Raw genomic sequence first — 20,794 nt, 5'->3', positions numbered from 1 at the left:
TCAGCCCTTGGACGCGTACGTCACGAAGTCGGCCCAGGCCACCGGTGAGAGCTGGAGGCGTGGGCCGACCGTGTGCTTGGAGTCGCGGACGTGGATGGTGCTGGGGGTGTTGGCGACCTCGACACAGTCGCTCGGGTTGCTGCTGTCGCTGTAGCTGCTCTTGAACCACACCAGCGCGGATGCGTCTTCGACAGAGGCCTTGCGGATCATCTTTCTCCCACCAGTTGCTCGACGAAGGCCAGTGACTCGCGTGCGGTCAGAGCCTCGGCCCGGATGATGCCATAGCGCAGTTCAAGGATCCTGACCTGCCTCGGATCATGGACAGGGCGGCCATTGAACTCGTCGTCCATGCGCCCAACCGCCGTACCGTCCTCGAACTTCAGCACCTGGATGCGGCCTCCGGTCCCAGGATGATCCCAGCGGTCCGTTGGCATCACCTGAATCTCCACGTTTGGCAACTTCCCGACTTCGAGGAGGTGTTCGAGCTGACTGCGCCACACCATCTTGCCTCCGACGGGGCGCCTGAGTGTCGTCTCTTCCAGGACGAAGCTGAGCTCAGGGGCTGGTGCACGATCGTAGATCGTCTTTCGGGCCATACGTGCCGCCAGTGCCTGCTCCAACTGGTCTTCCGGGTTCACCGGCCGCCGTGTTCGTAGCAAGGCCCACGCGTATTCCTTTGTCTGGAGCAAGCCGTGCAGGTTGTGATTGCCGTACGAGAGCAGTTCTACGGCCTTCGCCTCCATCTGCGCCAGATCCCGCACTTTCTTGGGATACCGGACCTTCTTCACGTCCTCCTTCATCGCGGCGAGCAACCCACCCGCCCCCAACACCCCGTCCGCCGTGTCCAGATATTCGGGCTGGGGGATCCGCTTCCCGGCCTCGATCTTGTACACCATGTCTTCGCCGTACCCCACCGCCTCCCCGAACTCGGCAGCCCGCATCCCCACGGCCTCCCGCCGCAGCTTCAGCTGCCGCCCAACGGTCGCGATGACTGCCAGTCCCCATTCGTCGTCCGGGTCCACCTCCCAACCCGGCTCGTCCGCCTCGGTCTTGAGCCGCCTTACCTCACCGTCCACCGACATACCGTGCCCCTCCGTCATACGGACTTACCGATCCGACCTCGTACCCATCCGGCCCGTCCCGACAGGCCCGGACACCACCGGACAAGCGTCGGACAGTCACCGTACGCAACGGCGTCGTCACTGGTCACGGTAAGCGCACTCCGCCACGCTGAGTGACGTGAATCAAGAAACCGCCACCCCCGTGGTTCAACTCGGCACACCGATCCGCAATTTCAGCGTTCAGTTGTCACCCACGCCCCGCGGAGCCCGCCTCGCCCGACTGCTCGCCACCGAGCAGCTCCGCTCCTGGGGCCTCCCCTTGGACCCGGCGGCGCACATCGTGGCCGAGCTCGCCGCCAACGCCGCCGCGCACAGCCGTGTCCCCGGCCGGGACTTCAGGCTCACCCTCTACGTCGTCGGCGACACCCTGCGCATTGAGGTCACCGACACTCGGGGTGACCGCCTCCCGCGGTTGCAACACTCCACCCCGCATGCCGAGGCCGGCCGAGGCCTCGTCCTCGTCGACGCGCTCGCAGACCGCTGGGGCACGGCCCCCGGGCCGTACCCGCGTAAGACGGTGTGGGCCGAGTGCGAAGTCGGTCCGCCACCGGAACCCGCCTGCCCGTACCCCGTGCCACGACGGTGAGAGAGAAGCTCGCCTGCCCCACCACTGCCGCCCGCAGCGCACACCCTCACCGATCCCCGCCGGAGCGGAAGAGCCGTGGCTCCGTATGGCCGAAACGCATACGCACCGTTGAACACGTCTGAGAAGCCCCAGAAGATGGTCATGAGCGCCCCGCCTCACCGATCCACGGGGGTCCGGGACGAATGACACGGTGCCGGCGTTCAGAGGTCGGTGGGAGCGGAGGCTGAGCGGGTGCTGGCGGGTAGCGGCGCGGTCGTGAGCGGTGTCCGATGAGGAACCGTATGCAGGTCGCGCTTCAGATCATGCTGGCGCTGGTCGCCTGCTTGCTCGGGATCGCCACCAACTACGCGACCAGTACCGACGATGTGCCTTGGGCGATGGCGGCGATTCAGCGGTTCTCCGTTCCGGCCATCGGAGTGCTGATTGTGGCACTCGTGGTCGGGCAGGTCGTTGTCTACCGGCTGGAGAACCCCGCACCGCCTCGGGTCGAGTGGCCGCGTGAGCGGGTTCCCTACCCGGGCCTCGACGCCTTCGACGAGGACGAGGCACCCGTCTATTTCGGCAGGGAGGCACAGACTGCCGAACTGACGCGCAGGCTTCACGCCACCGCGACCCACCCCGCTGATCGGTTCCTGTTGCTGGTCGGGGCGTCCGGAAGCGGAAAGTCCTCGCTGGTCAGGGCAGGGGTGATGCCTCGGCTTCGGGAGCGCCGCTGGACCGTCGTACCGGCCTTCGCTCCCGGACCCAGCCCGCTGGGCGCCCTCGCGGGCGCGTTGGCGGCCGTCGCCGACGGGCCGGAACCGGCGAGTGCCGTACTGCGCAGGCTGCGCCAAGGGCCGGACGCACTGCGAGCTGAGCTGTCGCGGCTGCGGGGAGGCCGGTTCCGGCGGATACTCCTCGTGGTAGACCAGTTCGAAGAGGTCGTCACCCTGGCGGGGGAGCGTGAACGCGTCCAGTTTCTCGAAGCGTTGCGGACCTGTGTGGAACAGGATCCGGCGGTGCGCGTGCTGGCCACCCTCCGGGTGGATCTGCTCGGCAGGCTTCTCGGTACCGGACAGGCGGAGCTCTTCCAACACCCCGTCGTCATCGGCGCATTGGGCAGAGCGCAGCTCGCCGAAGTCGTGGAGCGACCGGGCGCCCTCGTCGGGCTCGGCTTCGAGGCCGGAGTCGTCGACTCCATCGTGAGCGAGACCGGGACGGACGACGCACTTCCGCTGCTCGCCTATCTCCTCCAAGAGCTGTACTTCGCCTCCGGCCCTGGCGGGACGGTGACCGAGGAGCTGTACCGGCGGCTCGGCGGAGTGCCTGGCGCGCTGGCGCGCCAGGCAGACAACACCGTGACCGGGCTCGGTGCAGGCGTGGGAATCGACGCCGTCCTCCGGGTTCTGCTCCGGTTCGTCACTGTCGAGGGGCAGGAGGTGGCTCGCCGCCATGTACCGCTGTCCGAACTCGGCGGACAGGACCGCCATGTCGTCGATGCTTTCGTTGAGGCACGGCTGCTGCGCACCGACGTCACGGCCACCGGCTCCGCAACCACCAGTGAGCCCTACGCACAAGTGACACACGAGGCCCTCTTCCGTCAGTGGGCCCCGTTGCGGCAGGAGGTCGAGGCGCGTGCCGAACGACTTCGCGAGCGCGCCGAACTGGAACGGTGGGCGGCCGACTGGGAGAGGGCCGGACGCAGCGACGACTACCTGCTCACCGGGGAACGCCTCAGCGCGGCCCGGCGCTGGCTGGAAGCGCTGGAGGAATCCGGGCAGGCGTCCCCACCCGCCCGCGCACTCGTCGAGTCCTCGCAGCGCCGCGACCTGACCTTCCTCAGCCGCGTCTCCGACAGCATCGGTCGGCAGGTTCTCCTGAGCGCGGAGGACGAACCGGAGCGTTCCCTGCTGCTGTCGCTCGCCGCGCTCGGCGAGTGCACACCCACGCCCTCGGCCAGACGCGGGTTGATGGCGGCGCTGGCGGCAAGTCACGTTCGTGCCCGGCTCGACGGACACACGGACACAGTCCGGCACATCGCCTGGTCCCCCGACGGGCGCATGCTGGCCACTGCGTCCAGGGACGGCACAGCTCGCGTTCACGACGCACCGTCCGGACGCACCCGGCTGGTACTGCCGTGCGATGGGGCCATGGCCGAGTCCGTTGCCTGGTCACCGGACTCGACGAGGGTGGCAACCGCCGGCCGTGACCGTGTCGTACGGATCTGGGACGTTGCCTCGGGGGAGCCGGTCCGGCTGCTCACCGGAGCCGGGGACCTCAACAGACAGGTCGCCTGGTCGCCGGATGGTCGGCACGTAGCGGCGAGCTCCAAGGACCGGCTCGTCCGGGTCTGGGAGGCCGATAGTGGTCGGGTCGTGCACGAACTGCACGGGCACAGCGAGGACGTGTGGGGTGTGGCCTGGGCGCCGGATGGCGATCGCCTCGCCTCCGCCTCCCACGATCAGACCGCGATCGTGTGGGACCTGACGGCCGGGACGGCGGCCACCACGCTCACCGGGCACTCGGACTTCGTCGAGGGCATCGCCTGGTCACCCGACGGACGGCATATCGCCACCGGCTCCGGGGACCACACCGCCCGCATCTGGAATGCCAGGACCGGCGCCCTGCGCCTGTTGCTCCGAGGACACACCGACTACGTGTGGAACCTGGCCTGGTCACCGGACGGTCGGATGCTGGCCAGCGCCTCCTCGGACCGCACCGTGCGCATCGTCGACACCGAGGACGCCAAGGTCCTGGCCGTGCTGCGGGGCCATGCGGACACAGTGTGGGGCGTCGCCTGGTCACCCTGCGGGGCCATGCTCGCCACCAGTTCCACCGACGGCACCGGCCTGGTGTGGGACCTGCGCCCGCGTGGCGCAGAGGCCGTACTGGCCGACGGACACCGAGGTCCCGTGAATCATGCCGCGTGGTCCAGTGACGGCGACCGTTTCGCCACTGCCTCGGACGACGGCACCGTACGGGTGTGGGACGTGGTGACCGGAGCGCCTGCCGGACCGGTGATCGAGTGCGAGGACCGGGTCTGGTCTGTCGCCTGGGCTCCACAGGGGGAACGACTCGCGTTCAGTACGAACGACGGACTTTTTCGGATCATCGACGGGCGCGGCAGCACACTGTTCGAGCGAAACGGCGAAGTCATCGAGGGGTGCGCGTGGTCTGCGAACGGCGGCCGGATCGCCACCGGTGGTCACGACGGTGCCGTGCGCGTCCTGTCCGCGTCGGACGGGACCGAGCTGCTGGAACTCACCGAACATCAGGACTGGGTGGGGCGCGTGGCCTGGTCGCCGAGCGGTCGGCTGCTCGCCAGTTGCTCGGACGACCGTACGTGTCGCCTGTGGGACATCGGGGAGGGGCGGCAGTTCACAGTGCTGCGCGGCCACGAGAACTACGTGGAGGACGCGGCCTGGTCGCCGGACGAGACGAGGATCGCCACCGCTTCCGGCGACTGGACTGCAGCTGTGTGGGACGTCGTCACCGGGCGACGTATCGAGGTGCTCAAGGGGCACGAGGGGCGGCTTCGCGCCGTGGCTTGGTCACCCGACGGCCTGCACATCGCCACGGGCGGCGACGACCGCACTGTACGGGTCTGGTCCGCCACGACCCTGGAAGAGGTCGCCGTCGTCGGTGTGCACCAGGACAAGGTGCTCTCCGTGGCCTGGTCACCGGACGGCACGCGACTGCTCACGGGATCGGCCGACGGGACGGCGCGGGTGTGGAGAGCGGAGCCCGACTACGACCGGCTGGAGGCCACTGCCCGGGGGAGGGTTTTCCGTACCCTCACTCAGGAGGAACGGCGGCAGCATCTGCTGCCGCTCGACCCCGCGTGAGGTAGTGGCTCAGTAGGCCTGCTCGACCGTGCGGTCATCGGTGTGGACAAGGTAGTCGTCCGGGTTCAGGCCCATCGCTTCGCGCTCGGGCGACGACCAGTACAGCGCGTTGCGCTCGGCGAAGGTCTCCGGGCCATCGTAGGAGATCAGCCAGACGAACTGATTGCGCTCACGGTCCACCCATGCTCCCCCGATCCTGAATCCCAACTCCAGCCGCAGCGGAACGATTTCTCCCCGCCACCGCTGCACCCACTCGTCGAGCAGGCCGTCCCGGACCGTGTACGTACGCAGTTGTGTGGTCTTCGGCATGGCAGACATCCTCTCCGAGCGGCGGAGCCGGTGTGCCGCCGGAACCTGAAAACTCGTGCTTCGGCGAAAGGGGCACTCTCTTTTCCCAAGAACCACGGAGGTGAAATGACCTCACCAAACCCCACCCCTCCCGCTCGTGACGGCCGCTCACCCGCGCGAGTGAACATCGGCAACTCGACTGGATTTCCAGCCCCTTGCTGGCTCTACGCTCGGCGCAACACAACCACAGACATGCGACGGCCCCCGCCGGGACGGCAATCCCAGTGCGAGGGCCTGACCACCGAGGAAGATAGAGGCTTCCCGATGGGTACCCCGAACCCTAGCGTGCCCCCGCACGCCCAGGCCCACGTTGTGGGCAACAAGCACCCGAACCGGCGGCCCGGCGCGGTCCACCGCACCGGCGGGATCCAGCACGAGAACACACGCCACACCACCCGCTTCACGGTGATCGGCAACCACCTGGCTCAGCACAGAGAGCTCTCGCTCCTCGCCATCGGGCTCGGCACACACCTGCAGTCGTTGCCCAAGGGAGCCCCAGCCGACATCAAGACCCTCGCCGCCCGGTTCCCCGAGGGAGCCACCCGGATCGCCGCCGCCTTGCGCGAACTGGAGGCCCACGGCTACCTGCGCCGCGAACGCGTCCGCACACCCACCGGCCGCATCGTCACCCGCACGATCTCTTGCAACCAGCCGGCGGCGGCCCGCCACCGCCCCGAGGCCCGTGAGCGCCCCGAGATTCACGACCACCCCCAGGCCCGAGCCGCGGCGGCACCGCAGCAGCGGGAGGCGTGCGAGGAAAGCGGGACGCGCTCCACACGGGCGGCGCGCGGGGAACGAGCACCCCGCAAGCCGCTCCCGGACGTACCGCGCCCCGCGTACCCCGCCCCCGCGCTCCTCCAGGCCGCCACCGACCTCCTCGCGGACCTCCACCGCCACGACCCCGGACTGCTCCTCTCCGTCGACGATACGGCCCATCTGGCCCCCGGTGTCGCCGCCTGGCTGGAACGGGACGTCAGCCCCGCCGCCGTACGCCGCGCCCTGACCGCCGACCTGCCGCCCGAGGGCGTACGACGGCCCGCCGCCTTCCTGGCCGGCCGTCTCGCCGCCCAGCTCCCGCCCCCGGCCCCGTTCCGTGCACCGGCCGCCGCCCCGTCGCCGCCCGTGTGGCATCCGATGCGGAACTGCGACGGCTGCGACCGCGGGTTCCGCTCACCCGACCCCGCAGCACGTTGCCGCGACTGCCGCACCGATCTCCAGGAGGCCGCCTAGCGTGAGCGCGACGACCCTTGCCCCTGGGCACGGCACGGATGACGAGGAGTGAGCGCCATGACCATCGCACCCGACGACGTGCGACAGGGCGCCTCCCACCGGTACCGGGCCATGCGTGACTTCGTTCAGTCCACGGACGACACGGTGCCGGGCAAGTTCGAGATCACCAAGGAAGGGATCGTCCACGACCTGCTGTCGCCCAACGGCCCACACGAGCTGTCCAGGTCGCGACTCCGGAAGCGCCTGGAGAAGGTGATGCCGGAAGAGCTCGTGGCCCATACGGGCGAGCCCGACGTGGAAAACGAACCCGAGGGTGTCATGCGCCGACCCGACATCATGGTGATCGCCGAAGAGGACATGGATATCGAAGGGTCTTTCGACGCTCGTACGCTCATCGCCGCCATCGAGGTCGTATCCCGCTCCAACCCGCGCAACGACTGGGTGGGCAAGATGCGTGACTACCCGCTGCTCGGCATCCCCGTCTACGCGATCTTCGACCCTCGTACTGGCACCGGTGCTGTCCTCACCGACATCCATCGGACGCCGGACGGACCCCGGTACGCCACCCGCAAGGACTTCGTCTACGGCGAAGACGTCACGATCGCGGAGTGGACCATTCCGACGAGCGGCCTGCCGTGCTACCAGGACGACGATGAGGAAGAGGCCGGGTCCTGAGGGACTCGATCCGGAAACAGAAGAACTGCTTTCGGTCACCTTCGTTCGGACGATGCTTTCCGACTTGACCGGCCCCCTGGCAACTCCGCGATCGTGCTCGTAAAGATCGTGGCGAAGAGTGAGCACGGGGTTGCGCATGGCTGTTTCCAGACCGCAGACGCGTCAGTTCGAGGCGTTCATGACGAATCTGTCGTACGCCCGGCGCATGGTCGAGGCAGGCCGGATGCTCACGCCGTTCCGGTCGCCCACGATCGACATCGACGACTTCTACCGGGCGGCCTGGGTGCAGGCTGTCGCGGCCATCGACCACTGGCTGCACGAGGAGGTGCTGCGCCGAGTGGCCGAACTGACGGTCGAGGACAGCCCGGCGATGCCTCACCAACTGCGGAGGTACGAACTGCCGCTGCACCGGGTGGAGGCGGTGCGGCGGGGTGAGGTCACGCTCTCCGAGGCCGTCGCGGAGCACCTGCGGGAGAAGCTCGCCGTACAGGCGCTCCAGCACCCCGGGAAGATCTCCGAGGTGCTCAAGCTGGTGACGGAGAAGAAGGTCTGGTACGAGGCGGCGGGATGCATCAACCAGCACTTCTTCCAGGGGCGGACCACGTTCGACGAGAAGAAGCTCCGTAGCCGGTACCTGGAGATCACCCAGCGCCGCAACAAGATCGCACACGACGCCGACTTGATCGACGGCGACCTCAAGCAGCGCCGTCCGATCGACGAGGCCGAGGTGACGGACGCCATCGACTGGATCGAGCGGATCGCCCTGGCCATCGCCCATGTGCTCGACGCCGAGGGGTGACGGGCCGGGGCGTGACGAACAGCGGTCCGGTGCCTCGTAGGCTGGCCCCATGACGGAACTGCCCTCCCGGCGTCTGCTGCTGGTGCACGCGCACCCGGACGACGAGTCGATCAACAACGGCGCGACCATGGCCCGGTACGCGGCCGAGGGTGCCCACGTCACCCTGGTCACCTGCACCCTCGGCGAGCGCGGCGAGGTCATCCCGTCCGAGCTCGCGCACCTGACGGGCGCCGCCCTGGGCCAGCACCGCCGCCGTGAGCTCGCCGCCGCCATGGCCGAGCTCGGCGTGACGGACTTCCGCCTGCTCGGCGGCGCCGGCCGCTACAGCGACTCCGGGATGATGGGCCTGCCCGACAACGACGACCCCGCCTGCTTCTGGCAGGCCGACGTCGACGAGGCCGCCGCACACCTCGTCCAGGTGATCCACGAGGTGCGCCCCCAGGTCCTTGTCACCTACGACGACCACGGCGGCTACGGCCACCCCGACCACATCCAGGCCCACCGCGTCGCCATGCGCGCTGCGGAGCTGGCCGCCGAGTCGGGCTGGACGATCCCCAAGGTCTACTGGAACCGGGTTCCCCGGCCGGTTGTGGAGGAGTCGTTCGCCCGGCTCCGCCAGGACCTGCCCGGCACGCCCTTCACCAAGGCGGCCGACGTCGACGACGTCCCGGGTGTCGTGGCCGAGGAGCGGATCACCACCGTCGTCGACGGCACCGCCCACGCCGCGGCCAAGGCTGCTGCGATGCGCGCCCACGCCACCCAGATCACCGTGGCCGAGCCGTACTTCGTGCTGTCCAACGAGCTCGCCCAGCCGATCCTCACGACCGAGTACTACGAACTCGTGCGGGGCGAGCGGGGACCGGGCGAGCGGGAGACGGACCTGTTCGCCGGTGTCGAGGGGGACTCGTGAGCGACCGGACGCCGATCCTCGCCCAGCCGATGCGGCCGCCCACCGCCGGGCGGGTCGGCGCCCTCCTCGGGTTCTTCGTGCTCGGCGCCGTGGTCGGCGCGGCCGGGGCGCTGGTACAGCCAGGGTGGTTCCCGGGAGGACTGCTGCTCGCTCTCGCCGCCGAGGCCGGAGCCGTCCTCGGTGCCGCCCGCGTCATGAGGGCCCGGTCCGGGGGTGTCGCGGTCGCGGCGGGCTGGATGCTGGCCGTCATCCTGCTCACCGCCAGTCGTCCCGAGGGCGACTTCCTCTTCGCCGCGGGAAGCGGTTCCTATCTCTTCCTGCTCGGGGGCATCGCCGTGGCTGTGATCTGCGCCACCTTCGCCCCGGGGCGGCAACCGGACGGTGACCCCGTCCGACTTGGCAAGTGACGTACCACTTCGCCGGGACACGCCCGTGGGGGTCCGGTGTGACTTTCCCCAGCGGTCCTGAGATACGGCTGAGAAGTGGCCAGTATGGTGGTGCGCGCCGCCGAGCTGCCCGCGTGAGGTTGTGTCGGGCGGCGGAGCCAACCGGGAGAACCTGCCTTGAGTCGTGAAACTGACACTCCGTCCTCCGGGCCCAACGGGCGCGGCGGAGCCGCCTACCCGTCGGGCACGCCGCCGTACGGGACCCCGACGGTCTCCGACGCCGGTAGGGACGCGGGCCGTTCCGCCACGCGGCCGGAGGAACGCAAGACCGAGACCACGCTGACGACCCGGATCCGGATCAACATCCCCGGGTCCCGGCCCATTCCGCCGGTCGTGATGCGCAAACCCGTCGCGGAGGCGGAGGGTTCCGCAGACACCGACACGCGCGGTGAGGCGCCGACGGCCCCGGGCGCCGACGCGCCTCCGGCCCCGGTCGAGCCGCCTGCCGAGTCCGCGCAGCCGGGCGACGACAAGCCCACCAGTGACTGGTTCGCGCCCCGCAAGTCCGGCGGAGGCAAGGGCGGTCCGGGCAGCGGCTCCACCAACGGGGCCGGTCTGCCGGGCGGTTCGGCTCCGGCGGCGGGCGGGCCCGGTGCGCCGGGCTCCGGCGCCGGTGCGTCCGGTGGCGCGCGTCCGGGTACCGGGCGGCCCGGTGGCGTGGTCGGCTCCATGGGCGCGCCGGGCGGCTCCCGGTCCGGCGGCACGAACGGTGCCGGGCTGCCGGGCGGCGCGACCGGTGGTCCTGTCGCGCCCGGGCACGGCGGCGGCACCGGCTCCTTCGACGTCACCGAGGCCCTGGCGGCGGGCCCGCTGGGCAACGGTTCGCGTTCCGCGGGCAACGGCTCCCGTCCCGCCCCGAGCGACGGCGGCGAACCGCGCCGCGACGACCTGCCGTACTTCTCCGAGAACGGGCAGGGCGGCTACGACGGCCAGAACGGCGGCCCGAGCGCTGCCCACGGCTTCGGCGAACCCGGCGCGCCCGGGTCCCGGGGCCCGGCCGGCCCGACCGGCGGACCGGTCACCGGCGACGGCCCGATGGTGCCACCGGCCGGTGGCCCGGGCGACTTCAACGCACCAGGCGGCCACGGTGATCCCGGTGCCTTCAACGCGCCGGGCGGCCCTGGCGGCCCTGGGAGCTTCGGTGACCCGGGTCGGCCCGGTGCCCCGGAGTCCTTCGATGAGCCCGGTGCCGTCGGTGGTTTCGGTGACCCGGGTCGGCTCGGCGCCCCCGAGTCCTTCGATGAGCCCGGCCGCTCCGGTGCCCGCGGCGGCCCCGGCGGCCCCGGTGCCTTCAACGCTCACGGCCGGCCGGGAGGCCCCGGCGCCCCCGTCGGTCCCGGAGCCATAGGCGGCGGCCCCGGTGGCCCGGGCGCTCCCGGCGGTCCCGCCGGTACGCGCGTACCCGGAGCCCCTGGCGGCCCGGCGGGCCCGGGTGCCCAGGGTGGCACCCCCGGTGCCACGGGCCCCGGCCCCGGTGGTGGCATGAGCGACGACACCGCCATCCTCACCCCGCAGAAGCCCGCCCCCGAACCGTCGGACGGGCAGGGCTACGGCCCCCGGCACGACAACGTCTCCGGGCACACCGTCACCAGCGGCATCCCCGTCGTACCGCCCGGCGCGGCCTCTCCGTTCGGCCCGGGTGCGCCCGGTGACGGCCCGGTGCCGCACACGGCCCCGAAGCTGCCCGAGCCGGTCTCCCCGCCCCCGGCGAGCTCGTCGAAGGCGCCGAAGAAGAAGGGGCGCAGCAAGCTCGTGCTGCTGGCCGTCGGCGTGGTCGTCCTCGCCGGTGGCGTCTACGGCGCCGGCCTGCTGATGAACCGCACCGACGTGCCCAAGGGCACCACCGTGCTCGGCGTCGACATCGGCGGCACCACCCGCGACGGCGCGGTCCGCAAGCTCGACGAGGCCTTCGACAACCGCGTCGGCAAGGAGATGACCTTGTCGGTGGGCGGCAAGACCGTCACCCTCGACCCGGACAACGCGGGCCTGCAGTTCGACATGGACGCCACGGCCGACGCGGCGGCGAAGAGCGACTACAACCCGGTCTCCGTGATCGGCTCCCTCTTCGGCAACCACCGTGTCGTCACGCCGGTCATGCCCGTCGACGAGGAGAAGCTGCACGCCTCCCTGAAGGAGGCGGCGGGCGGCTCCGGCGCGTCGACCGACGGCACGATCGAGTTCAAGGACGGCAAGGCCGTCCCGGTGTACGGCAAGGTGGGCAAGGGCATCGACCTCGCCAAGGCGACGACGACGGTCGAGGAGGCGTACCGCACCCAGGTGGAGACCGGCAGGGTCGGCACGGTGAACCTGCCGACCACCACCCGCCGGCCGACGGTCTCGAACGCCGAGGTCGACCGGGTCCTGAAGGACTTCGCGCAGCCCGCGATGTCGGCCAAGGCCACCGTGCAGACCGATGCGGCGCACAGCATTCCGTTCGGCGCGCTGTCGCTGCCGAAGATCCTCGGATTCAAGGCCGTCGACGGCAAGCTCGTGGACACCTACAACCTGAAGGCGCTCAAGGAGGCCTACGGCACGACGTTCGACGGCGTACAGATCGAGACCGCCACCGGGAAGCGCGACGTACTCCCGCAGGACGTCGTCACCGCACTGCGCAAGGCGCTGCGCGGCCAGACGCCGGCGGAGCGCACCGTGGTCATCGACACCACCCCGAACTGACCCGGGCACCCGCCGTACGACAGCCCCTGCCCGGTGAGGGCGGGGGCTGTCGTCGTCACCCCGCGGACATGACACCTGTCATGCGGCACTCCGGACACCCGGCACCGCCCCCGCCGGCATCCCCCGGTCGGACCTGGCCGGACCATCGCCCCGCTCGGCCCCGGCGGCGCCGCGAGTCGCGAGTCCACCACCCTCGACCTGCCATCGTCGCCGGGCGCGTGGGCGCCACGCTGCGGAGCGGCGGGCTCATGAACGAGGTCACGGTCGTCGCCCTGCTCGGCCCCGGCGGCGCCGCGAGTCCACCAGCCTCGACCTGCCATGGTCGCCGGGCGCGTGGGCGCCACGCTGCGGAGCGGCGGGCTCATGAACGAGGTCGTGGTCGCCGAACTCGTCCGGCTCACGAACGCGGCCGGGCGGGGGCGCGGGGAACTGCGCGATCGACCACGACAAACCCGCACACCCGACAGCGCGACGCTGCACGGCGTGAAGGCTCAGTTGAGCATGGCCCGAGCCGCGAACGCCTCTCCCCGCACCCGCTCGGCAGCCGCCTCGTCCACCGCCTCCACAACCTCCGCGTACGCCTCCAACTCCGCGGCCCCGCCCAGGAACTCCCCCCGCTGCACGAGCAACTGCGCCCGCTCGTACCGCAACCGAGCCGGACGCGACGGCAGCAGCAACGACAACTCGACCGCCCACAACGCCACATCCGACCGCTCCGGCCGGGCCGCGGCCCACGCCCGCACGTTGTTCAGGATCCGCAGCACCACATTCAGCGGATCCGCCGGCCGCAACATCGCCGCGTCCAACCGCGCCCCCGCCGCCCCGGCCACCAGCAACTCCGCGTCGGCCCCGCTCAGCACCCGCCCCCCGTCGAACGGGTCCGCGAGCACCTGCCCCTCCTCCGGCCCGAACCCGACCACGAAGTGCCCCGGCAGGGCGACCCCGTACACCGGCGCTCCCGCCCGCCGTGCCACCTCCATCCACACCACGGACAGCAGGATGGGCAGCCCTCTGCGCCGCACCAGCACCTCGTGCAGCAGCGAGGACTCCAGCCGCTGGTAGTCGGCCGAGGTGCCGTGGAAGCCCGTCCGCTCACCGAGCAGCTCCCGCAGGGCGACCGCCCAGGCCCGCGGCCCGCCGGGCCGGTACGGCAGCAGCCCGGCCAGCCGGTCCAGCTCGACCTGCGCGGCGTCCAGGCCCGCCTCGTCCAGCTCCCCGTCCGCCACCGCCCCGACCAGCAGGCACAGCGTCGCCAGATCGGGCCGCTCGCCACGGGCCTCTTCGGCGAACCGCCGCCGCAGCTCGGCGGAACGCTCGGGGGGCGGGGGAAACGGGGGACGCATGGCTGGCTCGTGCCCTTCGACGACGATCGGTTACCGGCCGGTGCCGCCGGCGTCCGGCGCCCGGTAGTGGTGGTAGGCGTGATGCGCGGCGAAGCCCATCCGGGCGTACAGCGCCCGCGCTCCCGCGTTCTCGGCCTCCACCTGGAGCCACGCGGCCGACGCGCCCTCGTCGAGCGCCTGACGGGCCAGAGCGGCCATCACGGCCGTGCCGAGCCCCTGCCGCCGCAGCGCCGGATCGACCTCGACGGCGGCGAACCCGGCCCATCGCCCGTCGACGACACACCGCCCGATGGCGGCCGGTGCCGTCGGCCCGGGCACGCTCGCGAACCAGACGGACGGCCCGCCGCCGAGCACCCGCAGCGCCACCTCGCTCACGCCCTTGCGCTGGTACCGGGCCAGCCACCCCGCGTCGGCCTCCCGGGACAGTACGACCCCCGCCGGGTCGCCCCGGTCGGCGATCGGCGCCAGCGGCCCGACCCACAGCTCGGCGGTCACCTCCCGCTCCCAGCCCCGCTCCTCCAGCGCGGCGCAGAGCAGCTCCTGCGTGCCCTCGGCGCCGGTCGCGGTCTGGACGTAGGCGGGCAGTCCGCGCTCCCCGTACCACCGCCGTACGGCGTCGAGGGCCTCGTCGAGCGGCAGGCCGGGCGCGCCCAGCGGGAGCACCGAGTTGGCCCGCCGTGTGAACCCGGACGCCGCCCGCAGCTCCCACTCCCCGAGCCGTTCGCTCTCCACGGGCCGCCAGGCCCGCGCGGCGACCCGGGCCAGCTCCTCGTAGGAGGCGGCGGGCCCGCGGCGACGCGCCGGTGCGGAGGGCACGACCTTGCCCGCGACCAGCGCCGATTCCTCGATACGGACGCTCTCGCCACTCTTGCGTGTGATCAGCAGCACACCGTTGTCCCATGATGTGAGAACACCGACCGTGTCGGTGAACTTCTCCACCGGGGCCGGACGTTCGGTCAAGCTCCGCACGGAGACCCGTTTACCCACGTCAGCAGTGGTGATACGGACCTCGAGTCGCCCGGCGGCAGAGATTTCCACAGGTCAGTTCACCCCTCCTGTACGGATCATGCCCAGGAACGGAGATACTAGGGGCGGGCATCGACGACGCCGCGCTCCCGCGCGCCAGGCGGCGGAGCCTGAGGAGGCCCGCCAGCGCCCTATCGAGGAGGAACGACAGCGTGACCTACGTCATCGCGCAGCCTTGTGTCGACGTCAAGGACAAGGCGTGCATCGAGGAGTGCCCGGTCGACTGCATCTACGAGGGCCAGCGGTCCTTGTACATCCACCCGGACGAATGCGTCGACTGTGGTGCCTGTGAGCCGGTCTGCCCGGTCGAGGCGATCTTCTACGAGGACGACACTCCCGAGGAGTGGAAGGACTACTACAAGGCGAACGTCGAGTTCTTCGACGAACTCGGTTCGCCCGGCGGTGCCAGCAAGCTGGGGCTGATCGAGCGCGACCACCCCTTCGTCGCCGCGCTGCCGCCGCAGAACCAGTAAGAGCGGCCCGCACCGGCGCCGCCTCGGTCCCGTACGGCCCGATCAGCCCGCTGATCGCCGTACGGGGCCGAGGCGTTTGCCGTAGCCCGGCTCGTACGTGCCAGAAAGTGAGCCAGAACCCGTGTCCGCAGTCTCCGACCGCCTCCCCACGTTTCCCTGGGACAAGCTGACCCCGTACAAGGCCACGGCCGCCGCCCACCCGGACGGCATCGTCGACCTGTCCGTCGGCACCCCGGTCGACCCGGTCCCCGAGCTGATCCAGAAAGCGCTGGTCGCGGCCGCGGACTCGCCGGGCTATCCGACGGTCTGGGGCACGCCCGAGCTGCGCGACGCGATCACCGGCTGGGTCGAGCGCCGCCTCGGCGCCCGTGAGGTCACCCACCGCCACGTGCTGCCGATCGTCGGCTCCAAGGAACTCGTCGCCTGGCTCCCGACCCAGCTGGGCCTCGGCCCCGGCGACCGGGTGGCCTACCCGCGCCTGGCCTACCCGACGTACGAGGTGGGCGCCCGGCTGGCGCGCGCCGCGTACGAGGCCTACGACGACCCGACGGAGCTGGACCCCGAGGGCCTGAGGCTCCTCTGGCTGAACTCCCCGTCGAACCCCACGGGCAAGGTCCTCTCCAAGGAGGAGCTGACCCGGATCGTCGCCTGGGCCCGCTCGCGCGGCATCCTGCTCTTCTCCGACGAGTGCTACCTGGAGCTGGGCTGGGAGGCAGACCCGGTCTCGGTGCTGCACCCGGACGTCAACGGCGGCTCGTACGACGGCATCGTCTCCGTCCACTCCCTCTCCAAGCGCTCGAACCTCGCGGGCTACCGCGCGGCCTTCCTGGCCGGCGACCCGGCGGTCCTCGGGCCGCTGCTGGAGATCCGCAAGCACGGCGGCATGATGACGTCGGCTCCGACCCAGGCGGCCGTCATCGCGGCCCTGGGCGACGACGACCACGTGCGCGTGCAGCGCGAGCGCTACGCCTCCCGCCGCGAGCTTCTGCGCGAGGCCCTCCGCACCCACGGCCTGCGCATCGAGCACAGCGAGGCCAGCCTGTACCTGTGGGCCACGAGGGGCGAGTCCTGCTGGGACACGGTCGCCCACCTCGCGCAGCGCGGCATCCTCGTCGCACCGGGCGACTTCTACGGCCCGGCGGGCGCGGAGTTCGTCCGCGTGGCGCTGACGGCGACGGACGAAAGGGTCGCGGCGGCCGTACGGCGTCTGTGAGCGCCGAACGAGCACATGGCGAAGGGGTCCGGGGAAGCTCCCCGGACCCCTTCGGCGTCACAGCCTCGGTGCGTCAGCCGACCGGCAGGCTCTTCACCGGCAGGGAGTCGGCGGACGGCACGCCGCCCTGGGTGAGGGAGTCCGTCGGCAGGCCGCCCTTGGCCGAACCGGCCGTGTCGCCGACGAGCTGCTCGGCGGTGCCCGCCGCGTCACCGGCGGTCTTCTGCGTCAGGGGCGTGGTCTTCTTGACGGCCTTGCCGCCGTTCTTGCCGCCGGTCTTGCCCGCGGCCGGCACCGCCTTCTCGACGGTCTTGCCGCCGGTGTCGCCCGCGGACTCGGTGACGTTCTGCGCCGCGCCGTCGACGGTGTCGCCGACGTTCGCGCCGTCCAGGGCGGTCAGACCCCCGAGGTTCGGGGTGGCGGGCAGCTCGGGGGCCGCGCTGGCGGAACCGGCCGCACCGACCCCGGCAGCCGCTCCCGCAGCGACGATCAGCGCGGCACGGGCGATCCTGCGGGTCAGGGGGAGGGACATGGTGCTCCTTCGACGGGAGAGAACAGTGAGCTTCGTGAAGTGCCCGGCCGGGTGGGGCAGTTGATCGACTGGCTGTGGATCACCCCGGCTCGGACGCAGTGACTACCGCTCGAAGTCCGTGAAGGTTGCGGCGCCGCAACGTAAAGAGTTGGCAATGTGTCGCATTATCGGCTGCGGATAAAAACGGTCAAAGAGGCTACTGCGGGAAACGCCGCCGAATCCTTCCAGCCCTGTGTTCCCAAGGGATTCCACGGTTTCCGGAGGAGGGTGCCAAAACCTGCGCACACACCGCCACCGAGTCGTGCGGCTAAGCCCCACGGGTGAGTCCCCGCACTCCTGCTCGAGCTAGCCCATCGTGACGATACGGACCGCGTCCGCGTCCCGTTCCGCTCCCGCGGTGCCCTTCGCCGGAGCGTCCCGCCACTGGCTGGCGGTGTTCCCGGCGACCCACTCGCGCCCCGCGTAGGTGACGCGCGCGATGTGCAGCTCGGAGGCGTGGGCCACCGCCCAGTGCGCCAGCTGCCAGCCGCGCCGGTCCGGGCTGCGCCCGGTCGTCGAACCCGGGTCGGCGGTCACCGGCAGGGTCACCGTCCGCCCGCCGGTGCCGCCCGTACCGCTCGGGGACGGCGCCGGTCCCGCCGCCGGCGAGCCGCCCACCTCGGCGCCGGCCGACTCCAGCACGTCCCGCCCGAAGTCCCGCACCAGCGCGGCCCGCACACCGTCCGGGCCCGAGGCCCGGGTCGCACCCGGGCGGCCTTCGCAGGTCAGCGTGGCCGCGGACTGCCCGGTGAGGGCCGCGGCGAGCAGCGCGGCGTCCGGCTCGTGCTTGGCGTAGGCCTGCGGGAAACCGCTGCGCTGCACCCGCTGGGCGGCGACGGTGAGCGGCAGCCGGGTGTAGCCGGGCACTTTGACCAGGTGCTCGTAGAACTCGCTGGCCGAGTACGTCGGGTCCATGATCTCCTTCGGCGTCCCCCAGCCCTGCGAGGGCCGTTGCTGGAACAGGCCGAGGGAGTCCCGGTCGCCGTGGTCGATGTTGCGCAGCGCCGACTCCTGCAGCGCGGTCGCCAGCGCGATGGTCACGGCCCGCTCGGGCAGCCCGCGCGCGGTCCCCACGGCGGTGATCGTCGCCGCGTTCACCGCCTGCTCGGGGCTGAACTCGTACGACGCTCCGTCGCCCTTGCCGGAGACGACCTTGCAGCCCGGTCCGCCGGAGCCACCGGCGACGTACTGCACGACGAGGTAACCGGCGACCGCGAGCAGGACCATGAAGGCGGCTCCGCATCGGAAGAGGCGGCCACGACGTTTGGGAGATGTCGGCTCTGGCACGCGGTACAAGGTACTGGAGAGTACGGAGTGGTATGAGCCGGGTGTGGACAGTGAGGCGACGGCCTGGCGCGTTAGGGTCGACGGCATGGCCGACACCTCGCTTGACCTCACGCTGGACGCCGCGGAGCTGACCGCCCGGCTCGTCGACTTCCGTTCCGAGAGCGGCACCGAGAAGCCCCTCGCCGACGCCATCGAGACGGCGCTGCGCGTGCTGCCCCACCTGACGGTCGACCGGTACGGCAACAACATCGTGGCCCGCACGAACCTGGGCCGCCCGGAGCGGGTGATCCTGGCCGGCCACATCGACACCGTGCCGATCGCGGACAACGTCCCCTCCCGGCTCGACGAGGACGGCGTCCTGTGGGGCTGCGGCACCTGCGACATGAAGTCGGGCGTCGCCGTGCAGCTGCGCATCGCCGCCACCGTCCCGGCCCCCAACCGCGACCTCACCTTCGTCTTCTACGACAACGAGGAGGTCGCCGCGGAGCTGAACGGCCTCAAGCACGTCTCCGAGACGCGCCCCGAGTGGCTGGAGGGCGACTTCGCGGTCCTGCTCGAACCGTCGGACGGCCAGGTCGAGGGCGGCTGCCAGGGCACCCTGCGGGTGCTGCTGAAGACCACGGGTGAGCGGGCCCACTCGGCGCGCGGCTGGATGGGCTCCAACGCGATCCACGCCGCGGCCCCGATCCTCGCCCGCCTGGACTCCTACGAACCCCGCCGGCCGGTCATCGACGGCCTGGAGTACCGCGAGGGCCTGAACGCGGTCGGCATCGACGGGGGAGTGGCCGGCAACGTCATCCCGGACGCGTGCGTGGTCACCGTCAACTTCCGCTACGCGCCCGACCTCACGCCCGAGGAGGCCGTCGCCCACGTCCGGGAGGTCTTCGCGGACTGCGGGGTCGAGGAGTTCGAGGTCGTCGACCACAGCGGCGCGGCGATGCCGGGCCTGTCCCATCCGGCGGCCAAGGCCTTCATCGAGGCGGTCGGCGGCACCCCCATGCCGAAGTACGGCTGGACGGATGTCTCCCGCTTTTCCGCGCTCGGCGTCCCGGCGGTCAACTACGGCCCCGGCAACCCCCACTTGGCGCACAAGCGGGACGAGCGGGTGGAGATCGCCAAGATCCTCGCGGGCGAGGAGCGCCTGAGGAACTGGCTGACCGCCTGACCCGCCGGGACGCCCTCGTGTTTACGGCGCTTCAGCGCGGACATGCTCACGTCCCTCGTTCGTAACCCGCGTAGATCTACGCTGAGGTGGAAAGACAGGCACGACGGAGGGAGCGCACATGGCGACCGGCAACCCCGAGGGGAAGAAGCAGCCGCCGGACGAACAGCGCCTGGGTCCCGTCCTCCGAAGGCGGGATCAGGTGCAGGCCAGCACCACGGACCAGCGACTGCTGGACGAGCGTGCCCCCTCCGACTGGGTCCACACCGACCCGTGGCGCGTGCTGCGCATCCAGTCGGAGTTCATCGAGGGCTTCGGCGCACTGGCCGAACTACCGCCGGCGATCAGCGTGTTCGGCTCGGCCCGGACCCCGGCGGACTCACCCGAGTACGAGGCGGGCGTCCGGCTGGGCCGGGGCCTGGTGGACGCGGGCTTCGCCGTCATCACGGGCGGTGGCCCGGGCGCGATGGAGGCGGCCAACAAGGGGGCCCTGGAGGCGAAGGGCATCTCGGTCGGCCTCGGCATCGAGCTGCCGTTCGAGCAGGGGCTCAACCCGTACGTCGACATCGGCCTCAACTTCCGCTACTTCTTCGTGCGGAAGATGATGTTCGTCAAGTACGCCCAGGGCTTCGTCGTCCTGCCCGGCGGTCTCGGCACCCTCGACGAACTCTTCGAGGCCCTCACCCTCGTCCAGACCCAGAAGGTCACGCGCTTCCCGATCGTGCTGTTCGGCAGCGACTACTGGGGCGGCCTGATCGACTGGCTCCGCGGCACGGTGATCGCCCAGGGCAAGGCGGCGGACAAGGACCTGCTGCTGTTCCACGTGACGGACGACGTGGACGAGGCGGTGGCCCTGGTGTCCAAGGAAGCCGGCCGCTGAGGCCTTCGAGCCCGGCCTCGGGTCCGGGTGCGTCGCGGTGAGGTGAGGGCACGGCCGGGGGGCCGGGGGCGAAGCCCCCCGGTACTCCGGCTAGTGCCGCAGCAGGCAACGTTCGCCCCGTCGCGGCGTCCGGCACGCACTCTCGCCGCACCGGGCGCAAGCCCAAGTACACCCAGTACGAGGGCTTGCACCCGGCACGCCGAGAGCACGCACCGGACGCCGCT

19 protein-coding genes and 1 pseudogene are annotated in these 20,794 nt (G+C 71.3%); 13 read left to right on the top strand and 7 right to left on the bottom strand.

Annotated elements, in window-relative coordinates; translation table 11 throughout:
• A complete protein-coding gene (locus ABTX62_RS27335) occupies nt 1–210 on the bottom strand; it encodes a DUF397 domain-containing protein (protein ID WP_352118700.1) in 210 nt (69 codons plus the stop codon).
• The gene (locus ABTX62_RS27330) at nt 207–1,082 is read right to left on the bottom strand and encodes a helix-turn-helix domain-containing protein (protein ID WP_352118699.1); all 876 of its coding nucleotides are present in this window, start codon (nt 1,080–1,082) and stop codon (nt 207–209) included. The genes ABTX62_RS27335 and ABTX62_RS27330 overlap by 4 nt, the downstream gene beginning before the upstream one ends.
• A gap of 157 nt (nt 1,083–1,239) precedes the next feature.
• Here ABTX62_RS27330 and ABTX62_RS27325 point away from each other — a divergent pair, with 157 nt between their 5' ends.
• Both ABTX62_RS27325 and ABTX62_RS27320 read left to right on the top strand, forming a co-directional pair.
• The gene (locus ABTX62_RS27325; protein WP_352118698.1) at nt 1,240–1,707 is read left to right on the top strand and encodes an ATP-binding protein; all 468 of its coding nucleotides are present in this window, start codon (nt 1,240–1,242) and stop codon (nt 1,705–1,707) included.
• Between the two features lie 281 nt (nt 1,708–1,988).
• Nucleotides 1,989–5,531, top strand: a complete 3,543-nt coding sequence (locus tag ABTX62_RS27320) for an nSTAND1 domain-containing NTPase (RefSeq protein WP_352118697.1) — start codon at nt 1,989–1,991, stop codon at nt 5,529–5,531.
• Nucleotides 5,532–5,540: 9 nt separating this feature from the next.
• On the opposite strand, the gene ABTX62_RS27315 is transcribed toward ABTX62_RS27320, so the two are convergent.
• Nucleotides 5,541–5,840: an NIPSNAP family protein gene (locus ABTX62_RS27315; RefSeq protein ID WP_352118696.1), complete on the bottom strand. Its 300-nt coding sequence runs from the start codon at nt 5,838–5,840 to the stop codon at nt 5,541–5,543.
• 303 nt (nt 5,841–6,143) lie between these two features.
• Here ABTX62_RS27315 and ABTX62_RS27310 point away from each other — a divergent pair, with 303 nt between their 5' ends.
• From ABTX62_RS27310 to ABTX62_RS37960, 7 genes and pseudogenes are all read left to right on the top strand, one after another.
• Nucleotides 6,144–7,109, top strand: coding sequence for a helix-turn-helix domain-containing protein (locus ABTX62_RS27310; RefSeq protein WP_352118695.1), 966 nt, complete (start codon nt 6,144–6,146; stop codon nt 7,107–7,109).
• 57 nt (nt 7,110–7,166) lie between these two features.
• On the top strand, nt 7,167–7,784 hold the full coding sequence (locus ABTX62_RS27305; RefSeq protein ID WP_352118694.1) for a Uma2 family endonuclease: 618 nt from the start codon (nt 7,167–7,169) through the stop codon (nt 7,782–7,784).
• 136 nt (nt 7,785–7,920) lie between these two features.
• Nucleotides 7,921–8,583 carry a hypothetical protein gene (locus ABTX62_RS27300; protein ID WP_352118693.1) on the top strand — a complete coding sequence of 221 codons (663 nt, stop codon included), beginning with the start codon at nt 7,921–7,923 and terminating at the stop codon, nt 8,581–8,583.
• A 49-nt stretch (nt 8,584–8,632) separates the two neighbouring features.
• The gene (mshB, locus tag ABTX62_RS27295; protein ID WP_352118692.1) at nt 8,633–9,493 is read left to right on the top strand and encodes an N-acetyl-1-D-myo-inositol-2-amino-2-deoxy-alpha-D-glucopyranoside deacetylase; all 861 of its coding nucleotides are present in this window, start codon (nt 8,633–8,635) and stop codon (nt 9,491–9,493) included.
• Nucleotides 9,490–9,900, top strand: a complete 411-nt coding sequence (locus tag ABTX62_RS27290) for a DUF6113 family protein (protein ID WP_352118691.1) — start codon at nt 9,490–9,492, stop codon at nt 9,898–9,900. The genes mshB and ABTX62_RS27290 overlap by 4 nt, the downstream gene beginning before the upstream one ends.
• Nucleotides 9,901–10,056: 156 nt before the next feature.
• Nucleotides 10,057–12,615 (top strand): hypothetical protein, encoded by a 2,559-nt coding sequence (locus tag ABTX62_RS27285; RefSeq protein ID WP_352118690.1) that lies wholly within the window; start codon nt 10,057–10,059, stop codon nt 12,613–12,615.
• Nucleotides 12,616–12,690: 75 nt separating this feature from the next.
• Nucleotides 12,691–13,014, top strand: a pseudogene (locus ABTX62_RS37960) (hypothetical protein); the annotation flags it as partial.
• A 92-nt stretch (nt 13,015–13,106) separates the two neighbouring features.
• On the opposite strand, the gene ABTX62_RS27280 reads toward ABTX62_RS37960, so the two are convergent.
• Both ABTX62_RS27280 and ABTX62_RS27275 read right to left on the bottom strand, forming a co-directional pair.
• Complete coding sequence (locus ABTX62_RS27280) at nt 13,107–13,958, bottom strand: transglutaminase family protein (RefSeq protein WP_352118689.1); 852 nt, start codon at nt 13,956–13,958, stop codon at nt 13,107–13,109.
• A 30-nt stretch (nt 13,959–13,988) separates the two neighbouring features.
• Complete coding sequence (locus ABTX62_RS27275) at nt 13,989–14,996, bottom strand: GNAT family N-acetyltransferase (protein ID WP_352118688.1); 1,008 nt, start codon at nt 14,994–14,996, stop codon at nt 13,989–13,991.
• Nucleotides 14,997–15,136: 140 nt separating this feature from the next.
• Between ABTX62_RS27275 and fdxA the strand changes: the two genes are divergently transcribed.
• Nucleotides 15,137–15,457, top strand: coding sequence for a ferredoxin (gene fdxA, locus ABTX62_RS27270; RefSeq protein ID WP_003973842.1), 321 nt, complete (start codon nt 15,137–15,139; stop codon nt 15,455–15,457).
• 121 nt (nt 15,458–15,578) lie between these two features.
• Nucleotides 15,579–16,670 carry a bifunctional succinyldiaminopimelate transaminase/glutamate-prephenate aminotransferase gene (locus ABTX62_RS27265; RefSeq protein ID WP_352118687.1) on the top strand — a complete coding sequence of 364 codons (1,092 nt, stop codon included), beginning with the start codon at nt 15,579–15,581 and terminating at the stop codon, nt 16,668–16,670.
• 73 nt (nt 16,671–16,743) lie between these two features.
• Here ABTX62_RS27265 and ABTX62_RS27260 read toward each other — a convergent pair whose 3' ends face one another.
• Together ABTX62_RS27260 and ABTX62_RS27255 are read right to left on the bottom strand one after the other, a co-directional pair.
• Nucleotides 16,744–17,202, bottom strand: coding sequence for an ATP-binding protein (locus ABTX62_RS27260; protein ID WP_352118686.1), 459 nt, complete (start codon nt 17,200–17,202; stop codon nt 16,744–16,746).
• A gap of 345 nt (nt 17,203–17,547) precedes the next feature.
• Nucleotides 17,548–18,528 (bottom strand): heavy metal transporter, encoded by a 981-nt coding sequence (locus ABTX62_RS27255; protein ID WP_502998018.1) that lies wholly within the window; start codon nt 18,526–18,528, stop codon nt 17,548–17,550.
• 85 nt (nt 18,529–18,613) lie between these two features.
• On the opposite strand from ABTX62_RS27255, the gene dapE reads away from it, so the two are divergent.
• A complete protein-coding gene (gene dapE / locus ABTX62_RS27250; RefSeq protein ID WP_352118684.1) occupies nt 18,614–19,693 on the top strand; it encodes a succinyl-diaminopimelate desuccinylase in 1,080 nt (359 codons plus the stop codon).
• A 118-nt stretch (nt 19,694–19,811) separates the two neighbouring features.
• Nucleotides 19,812–20,570, top strand: coding sequence for an LOG family protein (locus ABTX62_RS27245; RefSeq protein ID WP_352118683.1), 759 nt, complete (start codon nt 19,812–19,814; stop codon nt 20,568–20,570).
• The last annotated feature ends 224 nt before the right edge of the window (nt 20,571–20,794 follow it).

The organism is Streptomyces sp. NPDC096046, from assembly GCF_040303285.1.
Lineage (GTDB): Bacteria > Actinomycetota > Actinomycetes > Streptomycetales > Streptomycetaceae > Streptomyces.
This window is presented reverse-complemented; position numbering and strand designations above follow the sequence as displayed.